Raw genomic sequence first — 20,262 nt, 5'->3', positions numbered from 1 at the left:
AACCACCGGCATTAATAGGAGAAGAAGGAGATAAGGTTTTCGTCAGCTCACCCTAAACTCAAATCCCCTTACGAAGGTGTACGCTTCCCTCAGCTCCGGCCTCTCCTTCAGGAACCTCAAGATGTACTGCCCGCAGTTCGAGCCGATGAGATTCTCGCGCGTGTCGCCGACCGAGATTATGACGTCGTAGCCGAGCCTTCTAAGGTCATCAACAAAGCGTTTGTGCTTCATCGGAAGGCCGGTCTGGAGGTCAACGTCGTTGGTGAGCTTATTCTTCAGCACGCTCACCGTCGGGTTGAGGGGCGTTATCTTGATGAGGAAGTACTCCCTCGGGAAGTGCTCCGCTATCACGGAAGCGTCCGCCTCGTTCTCCTGTGCCAAGGCGAAGTTGAGCGTAATCTTCTTGCCGCCCTCGTCGTAGAAAGCTTTCCCGTACTCGGCTATCCTTTCGAAGTCCCACTTTCTCACCGGGATTATCTCGTCCCTCTGCTCCGGATTAGTGGAGTGTATTGAGAACTGGAGCTGGAAGTTGGTCGGAAACATCTCCTTCTTGAGTTCGAGGAGGGCATCAAAGAACCTGTCCGTCCCAATGGGGGCTATGGTCGAGAGGGATGGGTGAAAGTTGTCGTAGCGCTCTCCGAGGAGGCGCATCGCCTCAAGGACGGCCATGTTGAAGCTCGGCTCGCCCATCCTCGCGAACTGCACTTTGAACTTCCTGGTTTTCGGCTTCCCGCTCCAGCGCCTCCGAATCGGGTACTCTATCTGTTCCATCAGTTCGTCCACGCTCAGCTTTCCCCTGTAGAAGAAGCCGGCGTCGCACATTTTACACCCAACTGGACAGCCGTTGAGCGATGAGACGATGAGCACCCACTTCTCTGCCGGGTTGTAGGTCGGAATCGATTCGACGAACTCGACGATGTTCCCCTTCGAGGTCTTCCCTATGTAAACGACCGCAACGTTGGGATCACCAACCTCACTCAGTATCTCCATACCTCTCCCTCCTCCATATCACCATCGCGGTTTTGATTCCGTCCGCTATCGCCAGGGCCGTCTGGCGGTAGATTCCGTTCTTAACGTCCCCAACGAGGAAAAGGTTATCGTCCTCGATGCCCCGAACCAGCTCGACGTTCGGCACCCTGCCGATGGCACCGAGCACCAGCTCAACCTCAAAGTCGCCAGCGCTCGTTCTGGCTAAAAGCTTTTGCTTCCCGTTTATAGGCTTTATTTCACGAACCTGTCCCATCAGCGTTCTGACGTTCGGGCGCTTCTTCACGAGTTCCTGCAGGTAGGGAAGGGCTTTGGGTTCGCTCCTCATGAGGACTATCACTTCATCGCTAATCTCGCTCATTGTTAAGGCGTAGTCGAAGGCCACATCGCCGCCGCCTATGATGAGAACCCGTTCGTAGTGCCTCCTCGGAACTTCGGCGACGTGGTAGATTACTCCCTCAAAGGGGAGCTTTCTTGGCCTCGTGCCTGTAGCCACAACGAGGTACTTGAAGCGGTAGGTCCCTTTATCTGTTTTGACCTCAAAGAGGTCTCCGGTCTTTCTAACCGCTCTAACCTCCTCGTAGAGGATTTTCAGACCGTACTTCCCCACGTACTCCTCAAGGATCTCGACAACTTTCTCGCCATTGATTCCGTCGGGAAAGAACATGGTGTTCTCGACTGAGTAGGCGTTCCTTATCAGGCCACCGATTCTATCTTTCTCGAAAATCACGCTCTCGATGCCGTAGCGCGCGAGCTGTACCGCCGTCGCTATGCCCCCAATCCCTGCCCCGATTATCCCGACGAGAGCCATTCCAGCACCTCCCGGAGGAGCGGCGTTACGGCAAAGCCGTGAGCTAAAGCCCTTATCGTCCCTTCGTGGAAGAGCCTGTTCTGGGTAAGGGTTCCGTCAATGGGAAAGACAACGTTGAATCCCCTGACAAAGGCCTCCCTGGCGGTCGTCTCGCAGCAGAGGTGGGTCATGACGCCGGTTACGATGACCGTTTCGACACCGAGCTTCCGTAGGAGGGCTTCAAGTTCCGTGCCGTGGAACGCGTCGTAGGTTCCCTTCTCGATTACCGTCCCTGCAAAGGGCAGAAACTCTTCGAGAAGCCCATTCAGCGGGTCGTCTCTTGGCATATCGCCGCCCCACCAGCGGGCCATCGTCCCGCCCACGTGATAGTGCCTCGTGAAGATTATCGGCACGTTGAGCTCCCGCACCCTGGAATAGAACTTCACAAGCCTCGGGACGAATCTCCCTGCGGAGGGCAAAAACGCCCCGCTCTCCGGGCTGAGGAAGTACTTCTGTAGGTCTATCGCGAGGACGGCGGCTTTTCTAAAGGGTTCTATCTTTCTCCACTTCCTCTCCCGGAAGTAGCGCCCCCTCATTTCCGCTATGAACTCCCCTGTAAGGTAGTCCTCCTTCATGGTCTGAAAAATGGAGAATGGGCTTAAATGTCTATCCCCCTCGTCATCGCGCCGTCTATGACAACCGTGGAGCCGAGCATGTATTCAGCCTCGTCGCTCAGGAGGAAAGCCACCAGCGAACCGAGCTCCTCCCATCTCCCGGTCCTGTGGAGGGGCGTTCTCGCCAAAACTTCTCTTTCCCAGGTTTCCTCAAAGGGCTCTCCCCTCGCCTCGGCGAGCTTTTTCAAGTTCTCCCTTGCCCCAGGGGTCTCGAAGCTGCCGAGGAGGACGGAGTATGCCCGTATTCCCTTCTTACCATAGGTTCTTGAAACGCTCTTCGCCAGTTGGACAAGGCCGGCTCTCGTAACGTCCGCCAGAACCAGCGGGGGCATCGGCTCCTTTATCGAGACGGAGTTGAGGTAAACGAGAACGCCTTTTCTGCCTTCCGCCAGCCACCTCTTTACGAGGAGCGTTGTGAGATAGGCGGGGGCGACCGTGTGAAGTCTTGCCGCCTCAAGCCAGTCGTTGTAGCTGGCTTCATGGACTAAACACGGCTCGCAGGAGACGTTTGGGGCGTTCCAGACCAGGGCGTCAATGCCCTCCAGGGCATCCCAGGCCTCCGACACGAGGTTCTCCAGATCCTCCTTCCTCACGACATCCGCGATCACACCGTAGACCTCTCCGTATTCCGACAGCTCCCCCAGGGCGTTTTTCAGGTGGTTCTCGTTTCGCGAGCTTATCACGACCCTCGCGTTCCTCTCCAAAAGTCCCCTGGCGACGTTGAAGCCTATCCCCCTCGACGACGCTGTGACGATGACCCCAAGCCCATCGAGGTCGATTTTCACGCTCATAAACGCGGGTTGTTTCAGAAGGATAAAAACCTTCCCGACCAAAACTTTATACGTCCCCACTCCAAGCGAAGACCATGACCGAGCCGAAGGACATAGTGCTGAAGGAGAGCGAAGAGGTTGAGGGCCTTCCAATAGAGGGGCCCTGGTTGGACGAGGTTTCAAGCCTTGAAGAGGTTCTCGATTATTACGAGAGAATAGGCTTTCAGGCGACGCACCTCGGAAGGGCGATAGAGATATGGCGTAAGGTCGAGGAGAAGCGCGCCGGGGGAAAAGAAGTCCGCGTCTTCCTCGGCTACACCTCCAACATAGTCTCCTCCGGCCTGCGCGAGCTGATCGCGTGGCTCGTGAAGGAGGGGAAGGTGGACGTCATAGTGACCACCGCCGGAGGAATCGAGGAGGACTTCATAAAGGTCCTCAAGCCCTTCATCCTCGGCGACTGGAAGGTCAACGACGCGGAGATGCGCGAGAAGGGCATCAACAGGATAGGCAACATCTTCGTGCCCAACGACAGGTATATTGAATTCGAGAAGTACATGATACCCTTCTTCGAGCGGGTTCTTGAGATGGAGCGCGAGAGGGGCAAGCCGCTCACGGCCAGCGAGTTCATCTACGAGCTTGGTAGATACATGGACGAGAAGCTCGGGAAGGAGAAGGAAAAAAGCGTAATCTACTGGGCCTACAAGAGGGATGTGCCGATATTCTGTCCGGCCATTACCGACGGCTCGATAGGGGACATGCTATACTTCTTCAAGGAGGAGCGCGGGGACAGGGAGCTGATAATAGACATCGCCAACGACATAGTGAAGCTCAACAATTTAGCGGTTACAGCCAAGGAAACCGCCTCGATAATCCTCGGCGGTTCGCTGCCGAAGCACGCCATAATCAACGCCAACCTCTTCAGAGGAGGAACGGACTACGCAATCTACATAACAACGGCAATCCCCTGGGACGGCTCGCTGAGCGGTGCACCGCCGAGCGAGGGCGTCAGCTGGGGCAAGATAAGGGCTAAGGCGGACTACGTTGAAATCTGGGCCGATGCGACGTTAGTGTTTCCGCTGCTGGTGTGGAAGGTTATGAGGGGCTGATTTCTTTTTGTCCTTTTGTAAGAACGAAATGCATGCATATCGTCCTCGCATGAGGACAAGGTTTATAAAGATGCAACTCGAAGATAAGAGTATGGACGGGAGGATACTCACATCCCTCATCGCAACGAGCAGACGGGTGATGGCGTGGGCCAGAAAGTTCCCCAGAAGACGCTTCCTCTTTCACAAGCTCAAAAGTATAGATGAAGAGTACTACGTCGGTGTCAAAGGGATTCGCGGCGTTGGCAAAACTGTTCTTTTACTTCAGCTGGCAAATGAAACAGAAAGGAGCGTTTACTTTTCGGCCGATTCGACCATTATAAAACATTCTCTCTTTACGAGGTGGTGAAGTCCCTCGCGGAGATGGGATACAGGAACGTTTTCATTGACGAGATTCACCGGAAAGCTGGCTGGGCCGAGGATTTAAAGACCCTCTACGACGAGCACGAAGTTAGGATCTTCTTCTCAGGCTCATCAGCAATTGATTTGGTTCATTCAGGGGCCGACCTGTCGAGGAGGGTTGTCCTCAAGGAACTCCCACCGGCTTCCTTCAGGGAGTGGCTCAACATAAAGAGGGGCTTCGACGTTCCAAGGTATTCACTAGGAGACGTCCTTTCCAAAGCGTTTGACCTGACAAATATGTACGCTGAGCTTCACCCACTCTGGGGGGAGTACATGCGCGCGGGGGGTGTGCTCTATCCGAAGAGCGGCTTTTACGATGCCCTAGATAACTCCATCAGGAAGGTAATCCTAGAGGACCTCTCAGCTTTCCGGGAGGTCAGCGTCAAGTACGAGACCGACGCATTCAAGCTCCTCTATATCGTCGCCAAGTCCGCCCCCTTCGAGGCCAACTATTCGCGGATAGCCAAAGCTCTCGAAGTGTCCAAGAACATGGCCATACGGCTTGTGGAAGACCTTTCAAAGGCCGGCCTCCTGATCGTAATTAATCCCTGTGGCAGCGGCAGAAAGGAGCCTAAACTGTACCTCACCGTCCCGCTGAGGGAGTTCTTTGCCAGAAAGGGCTTCGAGGTAAACAGAGGGGCCCTGAGAGAGGAATTTTTCGTCAACCACCTGCGTCACCACGGCCTCTGCTACCTCAAGGGTAAGAGGGGTGAAAAGACGGCAGACTTTAAGGTTGAGGAATGGATAATTGAGGTCGACGGTGAATCGAAGGGGAGATACCAGAAACCAGACTACATAGCGGTTGATGGCCTTCTCACAGGCAGGGACAGGATTCCGCTGTTCCTGTTTGGGTTGGTGTATTGAGTCATGGTGCCCTTAGAGGACCCCATTGCAAGTCAGGCCAGTCTGTGACTCACGGCGGGGGTTAGTAAAGAGCGTTCTTGCTTTTCTCCTGCTCTTTGAACAGCTCACGGTATTTCTCGCAACTCTTAAACAGCTCTTCGTGCCTACCCCTGCACAATATCCTGCCCTCCTCAAGAACCCATATCTCTTCCATCTCTCTGATTGTTGAGAGTCTATGGGATATGGTGATAAGGGTCATCTCCATTTTTCTCAACCTTTGGAGGATTCTTGCTTCCCTCTCAGAATCCATACCCGAAGTGGCTTCATCCAGTATTATGATCCTAGGATTTCTAGCTAGAGCTCTCGCTAAGGCTATCCTCTGTCTCTGGCCTAACGATAGATTTTTACCGCCCTCTTCAATAGGTAAATCGGGATTTAGTTCCTCAAGTTCAACGGTTTTTAGGATCTCTACAATTTCGCTGTCTGTGAGATTTTTTCCGAGAGCAATGTTTTTCCTAACCGTTCCCTCAAAGAGATACGGCTGTGACGGAACATAGATAAGTTCCCTGCCAAGAAGGGACTCGGGTGGACACTTTCCGATCTTAACTTTGCCCTTGGTGGGTCTAATTATTCCCGAGATTATCAAGGCTAGCGTTGTTTTTCCAACTCCCGAAGGACCCACTATGCCGAGGTTTTTGCCAAAGGCAATTCTCTCGGAGATTTCCTTTAGAACATGACTTCCCTCGCGGGATAGGGATACACCCTGCAGTTCGATATCCCAATCTTCTGGAGTACACGTTGGTCTTTCAAGGGACGGTTCGATTTCAATGAACTCCCATATTCTTTCAATTATGGGAACGGCTCTGTGATAACTGCTCCAGAAGAATGCAAATCGCTCAACGGGGTAATAGACTCTGCCGAGATATGTAAACGTGGCGATCACCGACGAAAGAGTGGCCATTCCATTCTTAACAAAAACTACGCCACTTAGGAGAACAAGAAGTGGTAGGATCGTTGATAGATACGACTGAAGACCATAGCTGGCCGTGCTGTAAAAAGCAACTTTTTTTGATGCATTGACCCAACGGTCAAGCCTTTCCGAGACCCTTTTGATAAGGTAGTCGAACGCATCGAGGGTCTTTATATCAAGCCTACCGTCTATTCCCTCTTTAAATGCGGTAACGCTCTCTGAGTATCTCTTTCTCTCTTCTGAAGAGGCCAGCTTAAGTCCATGGATGAACGCTCTAAGGGAGAGACCGTAGACTGGAAGTGTTAGGAGGGTGACGGCACCTAGATATGGGTTTAGTCTAAAGATAACCGTCACTCCAATGATTAGAGAAAATGCCTCTATAATGATGGCGGGGATTAGAGACATTCCCATTCTACCGACGATTTCCGTGTCCGATTGCATTCTGGAGAGGGCATCACCGGGGTTGATGTTCTCTGAGAGCAGAGTTGAGATGAACAGTTTTCTTTTAAGCCATGCGGCAGCTTTCGTCTCTGCGAAGTTGCTAACAAAACCTGAGTATAGGTAGATGATCGTTGATGCGGTGTACAGGAGGAGTATAATTCCGATATTCTTCAGGATATCATCGGTATTCATCTTGCCGAGGTTTTCAATGAGGCTTTGGATGTAAAACGGCACAGCTGCAGATAGGAGGGTTGATACTGCCCCCAAAGTTATGAGGAGGAACACGTATTTCTTGTGAGCCAGTCCAATCTGAAGAACTCTGCGGAGTGCTTTACTCAATTATAGTACCCCCTAGCGTATGTATGACTGATCTCATGTTTCTAGTGACCATGTTATATATGATATGTTCTAGTACTTTTTGGTAAGCATTTGGATATCTTAGATAGTAAGTACCACTAACTTCCATTAGATGGGCTTTACAAAAGCTACAGACACTAAATATCCATTGTTCGTTATTATTTGTATGAAGATTAGACATCGCAAAATTATCCACTGCGTTTTTGAATTGTCTCTGTAATGTATCCTTAAACTCCCTGTCCATTATATGCCCTATATAGAAACGTTTGTCTAGATACACTTGGTGGCAGGGGTATACACTACCATCGTGAAATACAGTGATTCTAGTTGGGAATTCAGGGCATATGCATTTTTTAACATGATAGACTGGGTCTAAAAGCTCACGAAGTATCATGCAGATTCCCATTTCTCGTATTTGAATCCCATTTTCCCATTTTGTAAAGAGGTAATTTACAAGTTCTGTCATCATGTTTTCAACTTCTTGTTCGGTTGGTTCGTATACTTGTCGATGTCCATCCACTGTGGGCAGAACATATCCTACTATGAAAGTCTTCGAATAATTGTTAAGGTAATCCAAAATATCTGATATGGTATATTTGCCGATATAATTACGGGCGTATGTGATCTCTAAGGCTAAAGGAACTTCTAAATCATTCAATAAGTTCACGGCTTTTATGATATCATCATGTGTTCCCTTACCTGTGGAGTATATTCTGTTTAAGTCATTTATCTCCCTTGGTCCATCAATACTTATTGTGACCTCAAAATCATGTTGTTTTAGAAAATAGCCTATCTCTTTACCTATCAATGTTCCATTCGTGATTATTCCATATTTAAAGTTATACCCCTGTCTCTCTGCATACTTAACAAGCTTGGATATTAATTCAAAATTTATTAGAGGTTCTCCTCCGTAGAATTTTATATTTGTTACTTCTAAATCGTTTGCAATATCAAGAGCCCGTTTTCCTATGCTTTCTTTCATAACTCCAGGGGTGTTATATGTACCGGAATGAGCATAGCAATATTTGCATTTCATATTGCAAAGTTGAGATACCATTAATACCATCATATTGGGGGATCCATCTAATGGAAATTGCTGTTTGGGGGCATTTTCACGTTTCTCATTTAGGAAATCAATTATGTCTTTAAGGATGTATTTTTCAGACCTAGATAGTGGAATACTTCTTTGGAATTTTTCTATTATATTTTTTTCTTTCCTATTTAGTATTAGGACAGTTTTACTCATTGGATCGAATGCAACATATTCATTTTCATTAATCTGTTTTGGTAGTATGTGAACTTCCATAGACATTATAACACCTCCATGTGTGATGAGTACGCCGTGTTGATTAATTAAAAAATAAAAATAAAGTTCTAAGGCTTCAGTTTGTGTTGACTTTGTTACAGCAGCAGTAGTTGCCCGAGCCCCCAGCACTCGGAGCCACAGGCGGAATTATTGCCTTCAAACCTAGACTCTTCATGTTCACCACCTTGCAGGTTCATCATGCTTCACAGGCTCATGCCTCAGCAATTACGATTGTTCATCTTAAATTTAAAATATTTTTGAGAACCTTATGTTATTAATCTCAAGTTTTAAACCTAAAAATATGATTCATTTTATCTGATAGAAAACAAAATCCGAACTAAGATGTGATTAGTGATCTTAAGGTTTCCCCTTTAGATGTTCCATTTAATCTCCTAAGAAAGAAATTACAAAGAAGAATTCACTCTAAAACCTCTTTAAGGTGTCTTAGGTTTCTCTACATCTCCACGAAAACCAAATTTAAATTTCTTTAGAGCACCTACAATTTCTCAAGCTTTTCCAAGTATCTCCCTATGTTCCATGTCTTCCCACAGTTTTCTAAACCCGTAGAAGTACTCCGAGAGCTCAAGCTTGTCCCATATGACCCTATGGTTCTTGATTATATCTACTTGGACGTACAGAGGGAGCTCCTCAAAAACCTTAACATCATACTCATTATAAGCCTCTCTAGAGCCTTCTCGTACGTCCCTGGCTCCGGTCTCACCAGGCAAACGTCCACATCGCTCCGCCCAGTCGCCTCTCCCTTGACGTGGGAGCCGGAGAGAAGAATCCCCATGCAGAGGTCTTTGAACTTCCTGAAGTCCCTGCGGAGTTGCTCTATGATGGACACACTACCACCAAAGGATTTTTGGTGGGATTGCATAAAGGGTTTTTGGTTTATCATACAATCACAAAAGCTCCAACAGCTTATCCTCCCCACCCGGCAAAACGAGAGGCCTCGAAAGGTGCTTCCTCGCATCTGGCGGAACCTCGTAAATCTTCTTCTCCAATCCGCGCGGCACCTCAACCGGAATGAGCCTCTTTGGCATTCTATACCCGCAGCGCTTGCACTTGAGGTAGTCCCCCTTGCTCTTCATAGTTCCACCGCACTTCGGGCACTTTGGCTTTCGGTACTCGACCTTCGGAACGAGCTCCACAGGATAGAACTTCTCCAAATTGAGGGTGAGAACGCCCTCGTGCTCCTTAACGCCGCCGGCGGCGATAATCTCGTCGCCTGGCAGGAGCTTTCTGACCCAGTTGCGGAACTTCTTGGTCGGCTCGAAGGCCGCTACCCTTATTTTCCCGGTCTCGTCCTCCAGCTCGAAGAAAACGTGCCTCCCGCGCTCCCAGTAGGGCCTGGCAACCCTGCCCCTGACTATGGCACTGTCGTAGAGCTTCAGCTGGGATATTTTCTTCGGCGTTAGGTGGTCGTCGGTGTTCTGGTTAGTCTTGTAGAGCTGGTAAAAAGCCACCGGCTCCCCGAACTCCACCATCTCGAAGACCTGGAGGACTTTGGCCCTGTCAATCCCCCTAATCCCGACGAGGACGGGGTCCTTGCCGTGGGGCGTTATCAGAACGCTCCTCTTATAGGGGTCAACGTTGTCGTAGCTGAAGGGGTAGCTCCAGCGGTCGGCGGCGAAAACGCTCTCTCCCTCCACTCTCCTCGGAGTTCCCCAGCTGTCCGGCTTGCGGTAGGCCAGAAGCTCGTAGGTGAACCTCTCCAGGGGATAGCCGATGGCCGCGAGTGCACCGATTATTCCTCTGCCGAGCTTGAACTTGAAGTACTCCGCCCCAACCTTCTTAGCGACCCTCTCCGCTTCATTGATCGTAACGTGCTCCCTCAAAGCTTTCAGCGAGAACTCCCTCAGCTCGTCTGGAATTTTCCCCTCGAAGAACACGACGCCGGGGTTGGTGTTCTCGTGGGTGAAGTCGGAAAGCCGGCCTACATGGGAGAGGACGAGGTCTTTGATTTCCGGGATGGTTCCCTCATCGGTCTCAAAGGTCATCGCGACCGCTCCGTTGCCGCGCGTCTTGTATGGGATGTTCGGGTTGAGCCGGACAAGCCTGGGCAGGTCCAGAGGCTCCGCTATCCTCGACAGCTCCCGGTAGAGGAGGGCTCCGAGGTAGGTCGTGCACATGCCATCAGGTGAGTCTGTGTCGTCAATACCGATGTGTAGTATCATCGCTGAGAAAAGAGAGTGGGGGTTTAAAAATCAACCGGAGCCCCGTAAGTGTGGCCGCTACCCCCTGAACTTCTCGTACAGGAGCACGTCAACGAAGCCTTTCCCGGGGACGTACTGGTGCCTCCTCCAGCGGCCGGCGAGTTTGAAGCCGTTCTTTTCCAGGACCCGTATGGAGGGGGCGTTGGTCTCGAAGACGTGGGCGTAAACCTTCCTGAGGTTGAGCCACTCAAAGGCGTAATCGAGGGCGAGCTTTACGGCTTCGCTGGCATATCCGTGGCCCCAGTACTCCTTGGCAAGGAAGTAGCCCAGCTCCGCTCTGCCGTTGTGGTAGTCTATCTTGTGGAGGCCGACGAGTCCAACGGGGGAGCGTGAGGAGTTCTCTATGATTGCGAAGACCTTCTCGTGCTTCTTCTCCCGCCTCAGAGCCTCGTACCATTCGAGCTCGTCCTCGTAGAAGAACACCTCCTCAGGATACGACAGGTACCTTCTAACTTCCCTGTCGTTGTACCAGACCCAGACGTGCTTCAAGTCCTCCCTGAGGAGAACGCCCAGGGAAACGAGGTTGCCCTTAAGGATAATCGGCCTCATGCGAACACCTTAACTTTATTAAGCCCTTTGCGTATTTAAAAATGATGGACAGGGAAAGGCTCATCAGAACGGTCGAGGCGATACTCAGGGGCACGGGATACAAAACGGCACGGATGGACTTCAAGGGGTCGTGCTTTGACATAGTGGCGAGCGGGTTACTCCTCCTGCTCTTCATCAAGGTGGCCACCAACATAGACACCGTCACCGAGGAGCAGGCCGAAGACCTGAAGCGCCTGTCCAAGTTCTTCAAGGCGTCCCCTCTGATAGTCGGACTGAAGACAAAGAACGCCGAGCTTGAGGAGGGGGTGGTTTACGAGCGTTTCGGGATATACGCTCTGCGGCCGGAAACCCTCTACGACATCCTCGTTGAGAATGAGCTGCCGGCCATATTCGCCGAACGCGGGGGCTTCTACGTCAGGATAAACGGCGGGCTTCTGAAGAGGCTGAGGGAGAAGTACGGCTATTCCGTGAACGAGCTAGCTCAGCTCATCGGCGTTTCACGGAAGAGCCTGATAAACTACGAGCGCGGCGAGCAGGCGGTCTCCCTGGAGGTCGCTATACGGCTTGAAGAACTGTTCGACGAGCCGCTTGCAGAGCCGATCGACATCCTTCACTCCACTGTGGAGGCTGACCTCAGCGTTACCCCTGAAAGCCCGCTTGAGAGGGAGATATTCGAGCGCCTCAAGGGCCTCGGTCTCGGTGTTGTGAAGGTCAAGAAGGCCCCCTTCAACGCTGTGTCAAAGGAGGATGAGTTCAACATCCTGACCGGCATAGACGAGAGAAAGACCCGCTCGACGGTGAAGAGGGCGGAGATGGTTACCGAGGTGAGCAGGATAATCAACAGTGATGGCGTCTTCATACTGGAGAAAACGAGAACCGAGGTCGTCGGCGACGTCCCCCTGATTCCCAAGGAGAGGCTTGAGGAGGTCAGGGACGCCGATGAGCTCATAGAGATGATAGAGGAGCTCAAGAAGGAGATAAAGAAACAGCTCTTCAGCTGAAGATGACCTTTCTCCAGACCTCCCTTACCTTTGGGACGTACTCCTTCGGCGCGGCTATTAAGACTGCCCAGCGCGGCGTCTGGCGCCTCTTAAGGGCGTTGGCAAGGGGCGTGACCTTGGTCAGCGGCTGAAGCTCCCCGCTGCCCAGAAGGACGTTTATCTCCGTCGCCTTGAGCCTCGGTTCGCTGAGCATGAGGTCGGCTATGCTGAACTCAAGGATGACCTCACCCTCCCTCGCGCCGACCATGTCCGCGAGGGTTCTCTCTATCTCCTGCCTCCGCTTCACATTTCTGTAGGCCGTTAGGAGTTCCTTCTTTTCCTCTCCGCTCAGCTCGTCGGCGCTGGCCAGAACGGCGGCCTTGTAAAGCTCGCGGTACTTTATACGCCTTACCATCTCGGCCGGGAACCCCTCGAGGTCTTCCAGCTCGACTAGAACCCTGCAGTCGGTCATGCGCCAGAAGTCCCAGAGGTAGCCCTCCTCCAGGGCGAACTCCAGCGCTCTGGTCAGCATGCCTTCAGCTATCTTAACGGTGTGGTGGAAGTAGACGCGGGAGTACATGAGCGACCTTGCCACCATCATTCCCTCAACGGCCTCTATTCCCTTTTCATCGACAACGAGTTCGCCGCCGTGTATCCTCAGAACCTTCATCAGCCTCTCAAGGTCTATTATCCCATGGGCGACGCCTGTGTAGTGGGCGTCCCTCACGAGGTAGTCCAGCTGGTCGACGTCGACGTCGCCGTGGAGCATGTGGCCGAGATAGTGCTTTTCGTGCTTTCCGCGTATGAGATCAGCAACGTCCTTGGGTGTGAAGTCGTAGCCGTAGCTTTCGATTATCTCCGGAATCCTCCCACCGTTTTCGCTCTCTGTGATGTTTATCCTCCCCAGCACCATGTCCTGCCCGAGGTGCATGTGGTCGTGCTCCTTGACGTAGTGCTTGTATATGCTCTCGAAGGTGTGGCTGAAGGGCCCGTGGCCGATGTCGTGGAGCAGGGCCCCCACCTGGAGGAGCATGCTTTCGTTCTCATCCAGGCCGACCTCCTGGGAGAGCCGTTTGGCGAGATGCCACGCGCCGAGGGAGTGCTCGAACCTGCTGTGGTTGGCACCGGGGTAGACGAGGTATGCCAAACCGAGCTGTCTTATGTTCCTGAGCCTCTGAAACTCGGGGGTTTTGACGAGATCGAGGATAATGCCGGTGAGCTTCATGCTGCCGTGAATGCCGTCGTGAATAATCTTCCCATCCATTGACACCACCGCTGGAAGTTTGAGAAGAGTCTTATATAAATTTTCGGCATTGTGACAAAATTGGAAGGGAAAGAACGGCAGAATCAGAGATCCTTGCCCACGATGTATATCCTCTTGGTCTTTCCGAGCCTCTTCGGGAGGTCGGCCCTGAGCTTCTCAAGGGGAACTGCTTCGATTATCAGCTCGGCCTGCTTGGACTCCTCAACCTCGTAGCGAACGGGGTTGTTCGCCTCGTAGATGAGCTCCCTGACCTCGTCCTCTATTCCGGCGGGCTTTTCGCCGCTGTAGGCGACGCGGAGTATGGCCTTCGGTCTGGGGTTCTCGGGCGAGAGCGGGTGATAGATTATCACGAAGTCCAGGAGGGCCGGGTGGTCGTAGACTATCCCCATCACCTGGTCGATATGGAGCTTGGCTCCCGCGAGCGTTACCACGTCCTTGATGCGGATTATGTTCCTGACCTCTCCGTTCTCTATCCTTGCGAGGTCGCCTATGTCGTAGTTGAAGAGGGGCAGGCCCGTTAGCTCGCCTTCCCTCATGACCTTGGTTATGTAGATGCGCTTGTAGTCGTCGTAGCCGTCCCCGTTGTCCTTGAGGATGACTATGGACTCCTCAAAGTTGAACTTCGTGGCCTTCTTCCTCGTGATGACGCGGTAGCCCGTGATAGCATCCTCGGTCGAGCCGAAGTTGTCGATTATCACGGCGTTCTCAAACAGCTCAAGCGTCGCCCTCGCGAGCTCGGGGGTTAGGGTTTCGCCTCCGACCACTATGGTCTGTATGTCCTTCTTTATGGACTCCGGGAGGACGAGACCGAGGTTGTAGGCAGTTGCCGTCAGGCAGAAGAGTGCGGTGGGCTTGATGTAGTTGAGCTCCTTGAGGAGCATCTCTTTGTCAAGCAGGTACTGGATGGGGATCTGGTAGTATGCGGACTTCGCGTTGAGTGCTTCAAAGCTCCCAAAGGCGAACATTCCTGATGAAGACGGCAGTGGTGGGAAGAACGAGGCAATTCTGTCCCCTTTATCCATGTACTCCCTGATCCAAGGCTCTACCTGGCGGGCCGTTCGGAAGCGGTCGTCCCTGGTGTAGGCTATTCTCTTGGGCTTTCCGGTCGTTCCGCTCGTTCTCATTACGGTGTGGAATACCTGAGCCCTCTGGATGTAATCAGGCCACACCCTGTCAACATCGTAGAGATCATGGGGCGTTATCGTTACCCTATCGGTAAGATCAGCAAGGTCATCGAAGGTTATCCCATCCGGATCGACTCCGGAGAACTTCTCCTGCCAGAATCTGGTCGTTTCCAGGCTCTTGCTGAGGGTGTATCTAAAATCTTCAATCCCCTCTTTGTCGGTTCTTCCAACAATCAGGGTCATGGGCGCTCACCGAACTAGTAAATCGAGCTAATGATATATAATTGTTGGGGTTTGTCCAACCCTTTTTGGATGGATTTCAATAGGAAAGGTTTTTATACCGTCCCCGTTAAATTAACCCCATGAACTACGGAGAAGTGTTGGATAAACTCTATGAAGATCCTCTGAGCGCTGACAGCACCGATTCAGTTGAGTACCTCAGGGAGGTCTTTGAGTTTCATCTCCAGGCGACCCCTTACTGGAGGAAGATTTCTAATGAGCTGAAGCCTGACCTCGATGAAATCTTTCAGGGCAGGCTTGAGGAGGTTTTTGAGAAGATTTTTAATTCCGGACTGATTGTGGACGAGGATTACCTCAGACACAACTGGCTGGAGTTCGTACCCGAGGGCTATTCTGGCAGGATAAGGTTTTATCAGTCCTCTGGAACGACCAGGGAGAGGGCCATCGGGCACTGGGACAGAGAGTATCTCCTAGCAAGTCATCTGTATCTTAGGAGGGCCCTCGATGAGATCTACGGCCTGGACGAGCTTTACAACGATGCCCACCAGATGAGGGCAATAGCCCACGGCCCGTACGGATGGTTCCAGGAGGAAATAAGCGAGCTCGTATGGAGCTATGGAGGTGTTCTGTACTTCATAGGTATGGAAACGGACGGCCTAAAAAAGGTTTATGAAACTCAGGGCCTCCAGACAGTTTTGAAGATACTAGATCCTCTTGTGAGGTACACCAACCGCATCATGGAGAATGATAAAATAAACACGGTGCGCTCTGCACCCCCTCTCATGGCGCTTTTCGAACCTTACAGCGACAGCATTGAGACGGCGATAATAAGCGGGGTGGGTATAAACCAGACCTTCTTTGAGATGCTCCGCGAAAAGTTTGAAGGCACAAAGCTTATACCCCTTTATGGGTATTACCTATTTGGGGACCTAGTGGGTGTACACATGAGGGAAGAGTTCTGGTACTACCCCAACTACCCCTTCACACTGGTGTTCCCCATGGAGCGTGGGGAAGATGGATACCGCATAGTCAAGCGCCGCGAACGCGGACGGGTTGCAATAGTTATAGCCCGGCCTGAAGTTCTGGTCGTTAAATTCGAGGATGAAACGGCAGTCAGAACACCCCCACACGGACCGTTTAAATGGGATGGGTTTGGAGACCCCGAAAGGAAAGTGGGGTGAGATGTGTTGGACGGTATTCAGGCGATCGTGCTTGCTGAGGCCGCCATGGTTTTGATAGCTGACCTCATAGCGGCAGTGTGGATATTCCGTATATATCTCCACAACAAGAGGAGATCAGCCCTGGCCTTTTCTCTCGCCTGGGTGTTTGACTTCCTGGCAATTCTCTCGACGGTTCTTACGAACCCGACGTTTCAAATGATAGGCATGCTCCTTCTCCCCACGTTCTCGGGCCTTATCTTCTACGGTGCAGTGAAGTTCCTTGAGGAGGAGTCAATAACCGTCAGATACAGAACCCTCTCAATGCTCGCGGTGATGCCGGTTGCCTTTATGGTATACATGATTGGAGTATACATCTACACTGGGGACGCCCTGTGGTCAATAACCAGCGCCGCCACCCTCGGCATAACCGGAGTATTCGTCATCGCCGGCGGTCTCCTTCTGAAGGAAACCAAGGAGATATACAAAAGTGCCGTCAGATATCTCTACATCAGCATAATACTATTCGGCATCCATCTAGTCCCTGCGGCACTCTTCGGGAACACCGAGTGGTACAAATCCATAGGCTTTACCCTGTCCACTGCCCTCATAATAGGAATGGTAGTGGCGATGGTAAAGCTCACTTCATCGGAGTTCTTCATGCCGCAGGAGGGCAGGACGGCACAGCCCATCGACCTCAAGCCGGGCGTGATGGTTGTTAACGGAAAGGAGTACCAGAAGCTCAAGGAGAAGCTCAAGGACAGGCCGGTTCTGGCCTTTGTCAGGGACGTTACCCAGGTTCCGGACGGGTGGCAGTACTACTTCGTGACGACCATACCCTTCCAGGGGCGGTTCAAGAACACCATAAACCCGACCAACCTCGCGAGGATGACCGAACTGGCGTACAAGTATCTGGAAGAATCCGCCAGGATGGGGGAGCAGGGCGTGATCGTAATCGACTGCCTTGAGTACCTGACGGTCTACAACTCCTGGGAGAGCCTCATGAAGTTCCTTTCGAAGCTCAGGGACTTTGTTATAGTCAACAAGGGTACACTGATACTCGTAATTGAGAAGGAGAGCCTTGAGAACAGGCTCTACGCCCAGCTCAGGAAGCTCATGGAGTGAGGACAGCTTTATATACCCCTCTTTTCTACCCATTACTGCCCCTGCGCGAGGACCCCGGGGAGAATGAACCGGGGGGCGATGCGGGGGCTACAGCTCGGCCTCAGCGAGGTCCCCACGGGAGGGCCTTCCGCGTTACGGAGCGCAATGACCGTGGGAAACCCAGGCCGAGCACAGCTGAGGCCCGCCTGGGTTAACCCGCCCGAGTTCGCCGTGAGGCACCGATGGGGGCGGGGGTTACGGGCGGGCCATAGCCAGATTCTTCGTCGAAACATCGGCGGCCGTGCAGATGGTGTGCCAAAAAGATTTATTAATGGCATGTACAAGATTCACACGAGTGGTACCATGATAATCGCGGGAAGAAACAAGTGGGAGGTACTCCTCAAATACTATCCCCCCTGGCAGGGTTACCCTCCCAGGAGGAGAAGGGAGAGGAAGACCACGGAGGTCATTGAGGTACTTGAGATGCTCGCAGATCCCCGCAGGCTCGGCGACATTCCCGAGGATGTCCGGGCCATACTGAAGTTTGTCCACCTCGAGTCTTTTCTCCAGGAGGCATAGCTAGTAGAGCACAACTTCCACGGTCTCCCCTTCTAGATGTCCTTCACTGTCCTCTGGAACCACTATGTAGCCGTTGCTCTCCACCAGCGAGCTTATTATGCCGCTGCCCTTCTTCCGGATCGGTCTTGCCTTTCCGTTCTCGTACCAGACCTTCACGAACTCGTGCCTCCCGAGCTGGCTTGGAACGCGCTCGGTGAGCCGGGCGTGAACCTTCACCTCGTAGTCTCTAGCCCCCACCAGCTTTGCCAGGGCGTGCTTGACGTAGAGGTGGAACTGGGCGAAGACAGCTACCGGATAGCCGCTCATTATGAAGACCCTCTCGCCGTACCCTACCGGCCTTCCAGGCTTTATCGTCGTCCCGTGGAAGAGCAGTCTGACAAAGCGGTGGGCAAAATCCTTGTCGCCGAAGGCCGAACCGCCCGTGACGAGGACGAGGTCGCATTCCTTCTTTGCCCTCTCTATCGCGGAGCGAATGGCATCCTCCTCATCCGGGACAACGCCATAGAAGACCGGCTCTCCAAAGTACTCCATGACCAGGCCGGCCAGCATGGCCGAATTGCTCTCCAGGATCTTTCCGGACATCAGCGCATCCTCATCGAACTCCTCGATCAGCTCGTCGCCGGTTATTATTATCCCGACACGGGGCCTCCTCTTGACCTTCACCGTTTTAAAGCCGAGGCTCTTGAGGAGTGCGAGATTCTGAGGCCTCAGAATCTGGCCTTTTTTCAGAACGACCTCCCCCTTCCTAACGTCCTCCCCCGCGAAGGCCACGTTCTGACCCGGGGCAACCGGCCTGAGAACCCTTATGACGCTCCCCTCACGCTCCACCATCTCCTGCATGATGACGGCATTCGCCCCCTCCGGCAGCTTTGCCCCCGTCATGAGCTTTACGGCGGTGCCGGGCTCAACCGTGACCCCGCTCTCCTCCCCCGCCGTGATCTCGTCCACAACCCTGAGCTCGACCGGGCTGTACTCCCTCGCAGGGAAGGTGTCCTCGGCGCGGAGGGCATAGCCGTCAACGGCGGATCTGTCAAAGGGCGGGCTGTCTATGGGGGAAGTCACGTCCTCCGCCAGGACCCTGCTGAGGGCCTCAGTCAGGGAGACTTCCTCCGCATCGGGGATCTCCCTCAGGTCGTCCATCATCATTCGAAAGGCATCCCTGTAGGGGGTCAGTCTTTTGAACTCCCTCATCTCCGCTCCCCCGCGTGCTTCAGCACGTGCCCTGCCTCGTTCAGAATTATCTTGACCCCGGTCTTCGCCGCCCCGAGACTGCCTGGCAGGCAGAAGACGGCCATAGTTCTGCCGGAGCTCCTGATTATCCCGGCGGTCGCCCTCGTCATGACTGCGGCGGTTCCAATCTCCTCGTAGCTCAGAAGCCTGAAGACCTCTCCGAAGCCGTTCAGCTCCTTGTCGAAAAGCGGCCTGACGCTCTCCACGGTGACATCTCTGGGCGCCATCCCCGTCCCGCCGGAGGTCACGAGAACATCGGCGCCTGCTTTGAAGGCCTCGACAACTGCTCCGATTATCTCCATCTTCTCGTCGGGGACGACTGAGTAGTAAACCTTCTCATGCCCCGCCTTTTCCAGCTCCTCGATGAGAAACTTTCCGCTCCTATCTTCCTTTTCTCCCCTGCTGGCCGTGTCACTCACCGTTATGACCGCGAACTTGAACCTCTTTGGGGCCTTCCTCTTGTGCTCCTCCACTCCCATGTTACCACCCGGGTAAAATATTCTCCTGCCTTAATAACCTTTCAGCAAACGGGAGCGTTTAACAGGAATGGTTATATTCTGAAAAGTCGAGGAGGAAGGCATGGAGCTCAACCACTTCATACGCCCCTTCGATGAGCCGATGCTGTCGCTGAGCAACGCGCCGCACAGGGGAGGGCTGACGAGGGCAAACGGCTTCTTCTTCATGATGGTGCACAAGAACTACTCCGGCGATTATAGGAGGGACTGCCTCGCCTTCGAGAGGAAGAACGGCCTTGAAAACTTCGTCGGCTTCATGACGGCCGCCGATGTGAGCAAGGTCCTCGCAACGTCGAGGGTCAATGGCGTTACGGCCTACGTCACCGCTGGAATAACGAACCCCGCCATAGCCGGTGAAGAGCCGCCCCCGTGGAAGCCGGGAACGATAAACATCGCCCTCGTCATCGAGGAGGGACTCGCCCCCGGAGCGATGGTGAACGCGGTGATGACCGCAACGGAGGCGAAAACATACACACTGCTGAGCCTCGGCTACAGTGCCACCGGAACGACGAGCGACGGAATTGGGGTCTTCGCTTTCGAGGGAGAGATCAAATGGGCCGGAACTGCAACGGAGCTTGGCATCAACATCGGGAGGGCCGTGAGAAAGGCACTGGAGGAGAGCTTGAGAAAGTGGGAGAGGACGAGAAGGGTTAAATAG

General features: G+C 52.8%; 21 protein-coding genes. 8 read left to right on the top strand and 13 right to left on the bottom strand.

Annotation, left to right across the window (positions count from 1 at the left end; translation table 11 throughout):
• Positions 1-42 precede the first annotated feature (42 nt).
• From ACZ5M3_RS01325 to ACZ5M3_RS01310, 4 genes are read right to left on the bottom strand one after another with little or no spacing between them, the layout of a single operon-like run.
• Positions 43-990: a radical SAM protein gene (locus tag ACZ5M3_RS01325; RefSeq protein WP_464839931.1), complete on the bottom strand. Its 948-nt coding sequence runs from the start codon at positions 988-990 to the stop codon at positions 43-45.
• A complete protein-coding gene (locus ACZ5M3_RS01320; protein WP_464839929.1) occupies positions 974-1,798 on the bottom strand; it encodes an NAD(P)/FAD-dependent oxidoreductase in 825 nt (274 codons plus the stop codon). The genes ACZ5M3_RS01325 and ACZ5M3_RS01320 overlap by 17 nt, the downstream gene beginning before the upstream one ends.
• Positions 1,780-2,412 carry an isochorismatase family protein gene (locus ACZ5M3_RS01315; RefSeq protein WP_464839928.1) on the bottom strand — a complete coding sequence of 211 codons (633 nt, stop codon included), beginning with the start codon at positions 2,410-2,412 and terminating at the stop codon, positions 1,780-1,782. Before ACZ5M3_RS01315 ends, ACZ5M3_RS01320 begins: the two co-directional genes overlap by 19 nt.
• A 23-nt stretch (positions 2,413-2,435) precedes the next feature.
• Complete coding sequence (locus ACZ5M3_RS01310) at positions 2,436-3,242, bottom strand: SDR family oxidoreductase (protein ID WP_464839927.1); 807 nt, start codon at positions 3,240-3,242, stop codon at positions 2,436-2,438.
• Positions 3,243-3,316: 74 nt separating this feature from the next.
• Between ACZ5M3_RS01310 and ACZ5M3_RS01305 the strand changes: the two genes are divergently transcribed.
• The 3 genes from ACZ5M3_RS01305 (at position 3,317) to ACZ5M3_RS01295 (ending at position 5,590) form a co-directional block, all read left to right on the top strand.
• Positions 3,317-4,327 carry a deoxyhypusine synthase gene (locus ACZ5M3_RS01305; protein WP_464839926.1) on the top strand — a complete coding sequence of 337 codons (1,011 nt, stop codon included), beginning with the start codon at positions 3,317-3,319 and terminating at the stop codon, positions 4,325-4,327.
• Between the two features lie 91 nt (positions 4,328-4,418).
• Entirely contained in the window at positions 4,419-4,673 is a 255-nt protein-coding gene (locus ACZ5M3_RS01300; RefSeq protein WP_464839924.1) for a hypothetical protein, read from the top strand.
• Positions 4,670-5,590: an AAA family ATPase gene (locus tag ACZ5M3_RS01295; RefSeq protein WP_464839922.1), complete on the top strand. Its 921-nt coding sequence runs from the start codon at positions 4,670-4,672 to the stop codon at positions 5,588-5,590. The genes ACZ5M3_RS01300 and ACZ5M3_RS01295 overlap by 4 nt, the downstream gene beginning before the upstream one ends.
• A gap of 61 nt (positions 5,591-5,651) precedes the next feature.
• Here ACZ5M3_RS01295 and ACZ5M3_RS01290 read toward each other — a convergent pair whose 3' ends face one another.
• The 5 genes from ACZ5M3_RS01290 to ACZ5M3_RS01270 form a co-directional block, all read right to left on the bottom strand.
• On the bottom strand, positions 5,652-7,319 hold the full coding sequence (locus ACZ5M3_RS01290; RefSeq protein ID WP_464839921.1) for an ABC transporter ATP-binding protein: 1,668 nt from the start codon (positions 7,317-7,319) through the stop codon (positions 5,652-5,654).
• The gene (locus tag ACZ5M3_RS01285; RefSeq protein WP_464839920.1) at positions 7,312-8,649 is read right to left on the bottom strand and encodes a radical SAM protein; all 1,338 of its coding nucleotides are present in this window, start codon (positions 8,647-8,649) and stop codon (positions 7,312-7,314) included. Before ACZ5M3_RS01285 ends, ACZ5M3_RS01290 begins: the two co-directional genes overlap by 8 nt.
• A 616-nt stretch (positions 8,650-9,265) precedes the next feature.
• Positions 9,266-9,490, bottom strand: coding sequence for a nucleotidyltransferase domain-containing protein (locus ACZ5M3_RS01280; RefSeq protein WP_464839919.1), 225 nt, complete (start codon positions 9,488-9,490; stop codon positions 9,266-9,268).
• 58 nt (positions 9,491-9,548) lie between these two features.
• Entirely contained in the window at positions 9,549-10,823 is a 1,275-nt protein-coding gene (gene tiaS, locus ACZ5M3_RS01275; protein ID WP_464839918.1) for a tRNA(Ile2) 2-agmatinylcytidine synthetase TiaS, read from the bottom strand.
• A gap of 57 nt (positions 10,824-10,880) precedes the next feature.
• Positions 10,881-11,411 (bottom strand): GNAT family N-acetyltransferase, encoded by a 531-nt coding sequence (locus ACZ5M3_RS01270; protein ID WP_464839917.1) that lies wholly within the window; start codon positions 11,409-11,411, stop codon positions 10,881-10,883.
• Between the two features lie 44 nt (positions 11,412-11,455).
• Here ACZ5M3_RS01270 and ACZ5M3_RS01265 point away from each other — a divergent pair, with 44 nt between their 5' ends.
• Positions 11,456-12,412: a transcriptional regulator gene (locus tag ACZ5M3_RS01265; protein ID WP_464839916.1), complete on the top strand. Its 957-nt coding sequence runs from the start codon at positions 11,456-11,458 to the stop codon at positions 12,410-12,412.
• Here ACZ5M3_RS01265 and ACZ5M3_RS01260 read toward each other — a convergent pair.
• Positions 12,405-13,655: an HD domain-containing protein gene (locus ACZ5M3_RS01260; RefSeq protein ID WP_464841009.1), complete on the bottom strand. Its 1,251-nt coding sequence runs from the start codon at positions 13,653-13,655 to the stop codon at positions 12,405-12,407. The two genes, ACZ5M3_RS01265 and ACZ5M3_RS01260, sit on opposite strands and share 8 nt — an antisense overlap.
• A gap of 83 nt (positions 13,656-13,738) precedes the next feature.
• Positions 13,739-15,022: an AMP-binding protein gene (locus ACZ5M3_RS01255; protein ID WP_464839915.1), complete on the bottom strand. Its 1,284-nt coding sequence runs from the start codon at positions 15,020-15,022 to the stop codon at positions 13,739-13,741.
• Positions 15,023-15,141: 119 nt separating this feature from the next.
• Between ACZ5M3_RS01255 and ACZ5M3_RS01250 the strand changes: the two genes are divergently transcribed.
• From ACZ5M3_RS01250 to ACZ5M3_RS01240, 3 genes are all read left to right on the top strand, one after another.
• Complete coding sequence (locus ACZ5M3_RS01250) at positions 15,142-16,200, top strand: hypothetical protein (RefSeq protein WP_464839914.1); 1,059 nt, start codon at positions 15,142-15,144, stop codon at positions 16,198-16,200.
• Positions 16,201-16,206: 6 nt separating this feature from the next.
• On the top strand, positions 16,207-17,301 hold the full coding sequence (locus tag ACZ5M3_RS01245; protein ID WP_464839913.1) for a DUF835 domain-containing protein: 1,095 nt from the start codon (positions 16,207-16,209) through the stop codon (positions 17,299-17,301).
• 315 nt (positions 17,302-17,616) lie between these two features.
• Positions 17,617-17,859, top strand: coding sequence for a hypothetical protein (locus ACZ5M3_RS01240; protein ID WP_464839911.1), 243 nt, complete (start codon positions 17,617-17,619; stop codon positions 17,857-17,859).
• On the opposite strand, the gene ACZ5M3_RS01235 is transcribed toward ACZ5M3_RS01240, so the two are convergent.
• The gene (locus ACZ5M3_RS01235) at positions 17,860-19,050 is read right to left on the bottom strand and encodes a molybdopterin molybdotransferase MoeA (protein ID WP_464839910.1); all 1,191 of its coding nucleotides are present in this window, start codon (positions 19,048-19,050) and stop codon (positions 17,860-17,862) included.
• Positions 19,047-19,568: a MogA/MoaB family molybdenum cofactor biosynthesis protein gene (locus ACZ5M3_RS01230; RefSeq protein WP_464839908.1), complete on the bottom strand. Its 522-nt coding sequence runs from the start codon at positions 19,566-19,568 to the stop codon at positions 19,047-19,049. Before ACZ5M3_RS01230 ends, ACZ5M3_RS01235 begins: the two co-directional genes overlap by 4 nt.
• Before the next feature lie 100 nt (positions 19,569-19,668).
• Between ACZ5M3_RS01230 and ACZ5M3_RS01225 the strand changes: the two genes are divergently transcribed.
• Entirely contained in the window at positions 19,669-20,262 is a 594-nt protein-coding gene (locus tag ACZ5M3_RS01225) for an adenosylcobinamide amidohydrolase (protein WP_464839907.1), read from the top strand.

Source organism: Thermococcus coalescens, assembly GCF_055392585.1.
Note: the sequence above shows the minus strand (reverse complement) of the source record. Positions and strands in the feature narration are given on the sequence as shown.

What these genes read in the sequence shown, in the direction of transcription:
- ACZ5M3_RS01240 (WP_464839911.1), top strand. Translation starts at nt 17,617, where the DNA reads ATGTACAAGATTCACACGAGTGGTACCATGATAATCGCGGGAAGAAAC.
- ACZ5M3_RS01235 (WP_464839910.1), bottom strand. Translation starts at nt 19,050, where the DNA reads ATGAGGGAGTTCAAAAGACTGACCCCCTACAGGGATGCCTTTCGAATG.
- ACZ5M3_RS01260 (WP_464841009.1), bottom strand. Translation starts at nt 13,655, where the DNA reads ATGGATGGGAAGATTATTCACGACGGCATTCACGGCAGCATGAAGCTC.
- ACZ5M3_RS01265 (WP_464839916.1), top strand. Translation starts at nt 11,456, where the DNA reads ATGGACAGGGAAAGGCTCATCAGAACGGTCGAGGCGATACTCAGGGGC.
- ACZ5M3_RS01270 (WP_464839917.1), bottom strand. Translation starts at nt 11,411, where the DNA reads ATGAGGCCGATTATCCTTAAGGGCAACCTCGTTTCCCTGGGCGTTCTC.
- ACZ5M3_RS01230 (WP_464839908.1), bottom strand. Translation starts at nt 19,568, where the DNA reads ATGGGAGTGGAGGAGCACAAGAGGAAGGCCCCAAAGAGGTTCAAGTTC.
- tiaS (WP_464839918.1), bottom strand. Translation starts at nt 10,823, where the DNA reads ATGATACTACACATCGGTATTGACGACACAGACTCACCTGATGGCATG.
- ACZ5M3_RS01225 (WP_464839907.1), top strand. Translation starts at nt 19,669, where the DNA reads ATGGAGCTCAACCACTTCATACGCCCCTTCGATGAGCCGATGCTGTCG.
- ACZ5M3_RS01310 (WP_464839927.1), bottom strand. Translation starts at nt 3,242, where the DNA reads ATGAGCGTGAAAATCGACCTCGATGGGCTTGGGGTCATCGTCACAGCG.
- ACZ5M3_RS01305 (WP_464839926.1), top strand. Translation starts at nt 3,317, where the DNA reads ATGACCGAGCCGAAGGACATAGTGCTGAAGGAGAGCGAAGAGGTTGAG.
- ACZ5M3_RS01315 (WP_464839928.1), bottom strand. Translation starts at nt 2,412, where the DNA reads ATGAAGGAGGACTACCTTACAGGGGAGTTCATAGCGGAAATGAGGGGG.
- ACZ5M3_RS01285 (WP_464839920.1), bottom strand. Translation starts at nt 8,649, where the DNA reads ATGTCTATGGAAGTTCACATACTACCAAAACAGATTAATGAAAATGAA.
- ACZ5M3_RS01300 (WP_464839924.1), top strand. Translation starts at nt 4,419, where the DNA reads ATGGACGGGAGGATACTCACATCCCTCATCGCAACGAGCAGACGGGTG.
- ACZ5M3_RS01255 (WP_464839915.1), bottom strand. Translation starts at nt 15,022, where the DNA reads ATGACCCTGATTGTTGGAAGAACCGACAAAGAGGGGATTGAAGATTTT.
- ACZ5M3_RS01325 (WP_464839931.1), bottom strand. Translation starts at nt 990, where the DNA reads ATGGAGATACTGAGTGAGGTTGGTGATCCCAACGTTGCGGTCGTTTAC.
- ACZ5M3_RS01250 (WP_464839914.1), top strand. Translation starts at nt 15,142, where the DNA reads ATGAACTACGGAGAAGTGTTGGATAAACTCTATGAAGATCCTCTGAGC.
- ACZ5M3_RS01320 (WP_464839929.1), bottom strand. Translation starts at nt 1,798, where the DNA reads ATGGCTCTCGTCGGGATAATCGGGGCAGGGATTGGGGGCATAGCGACG.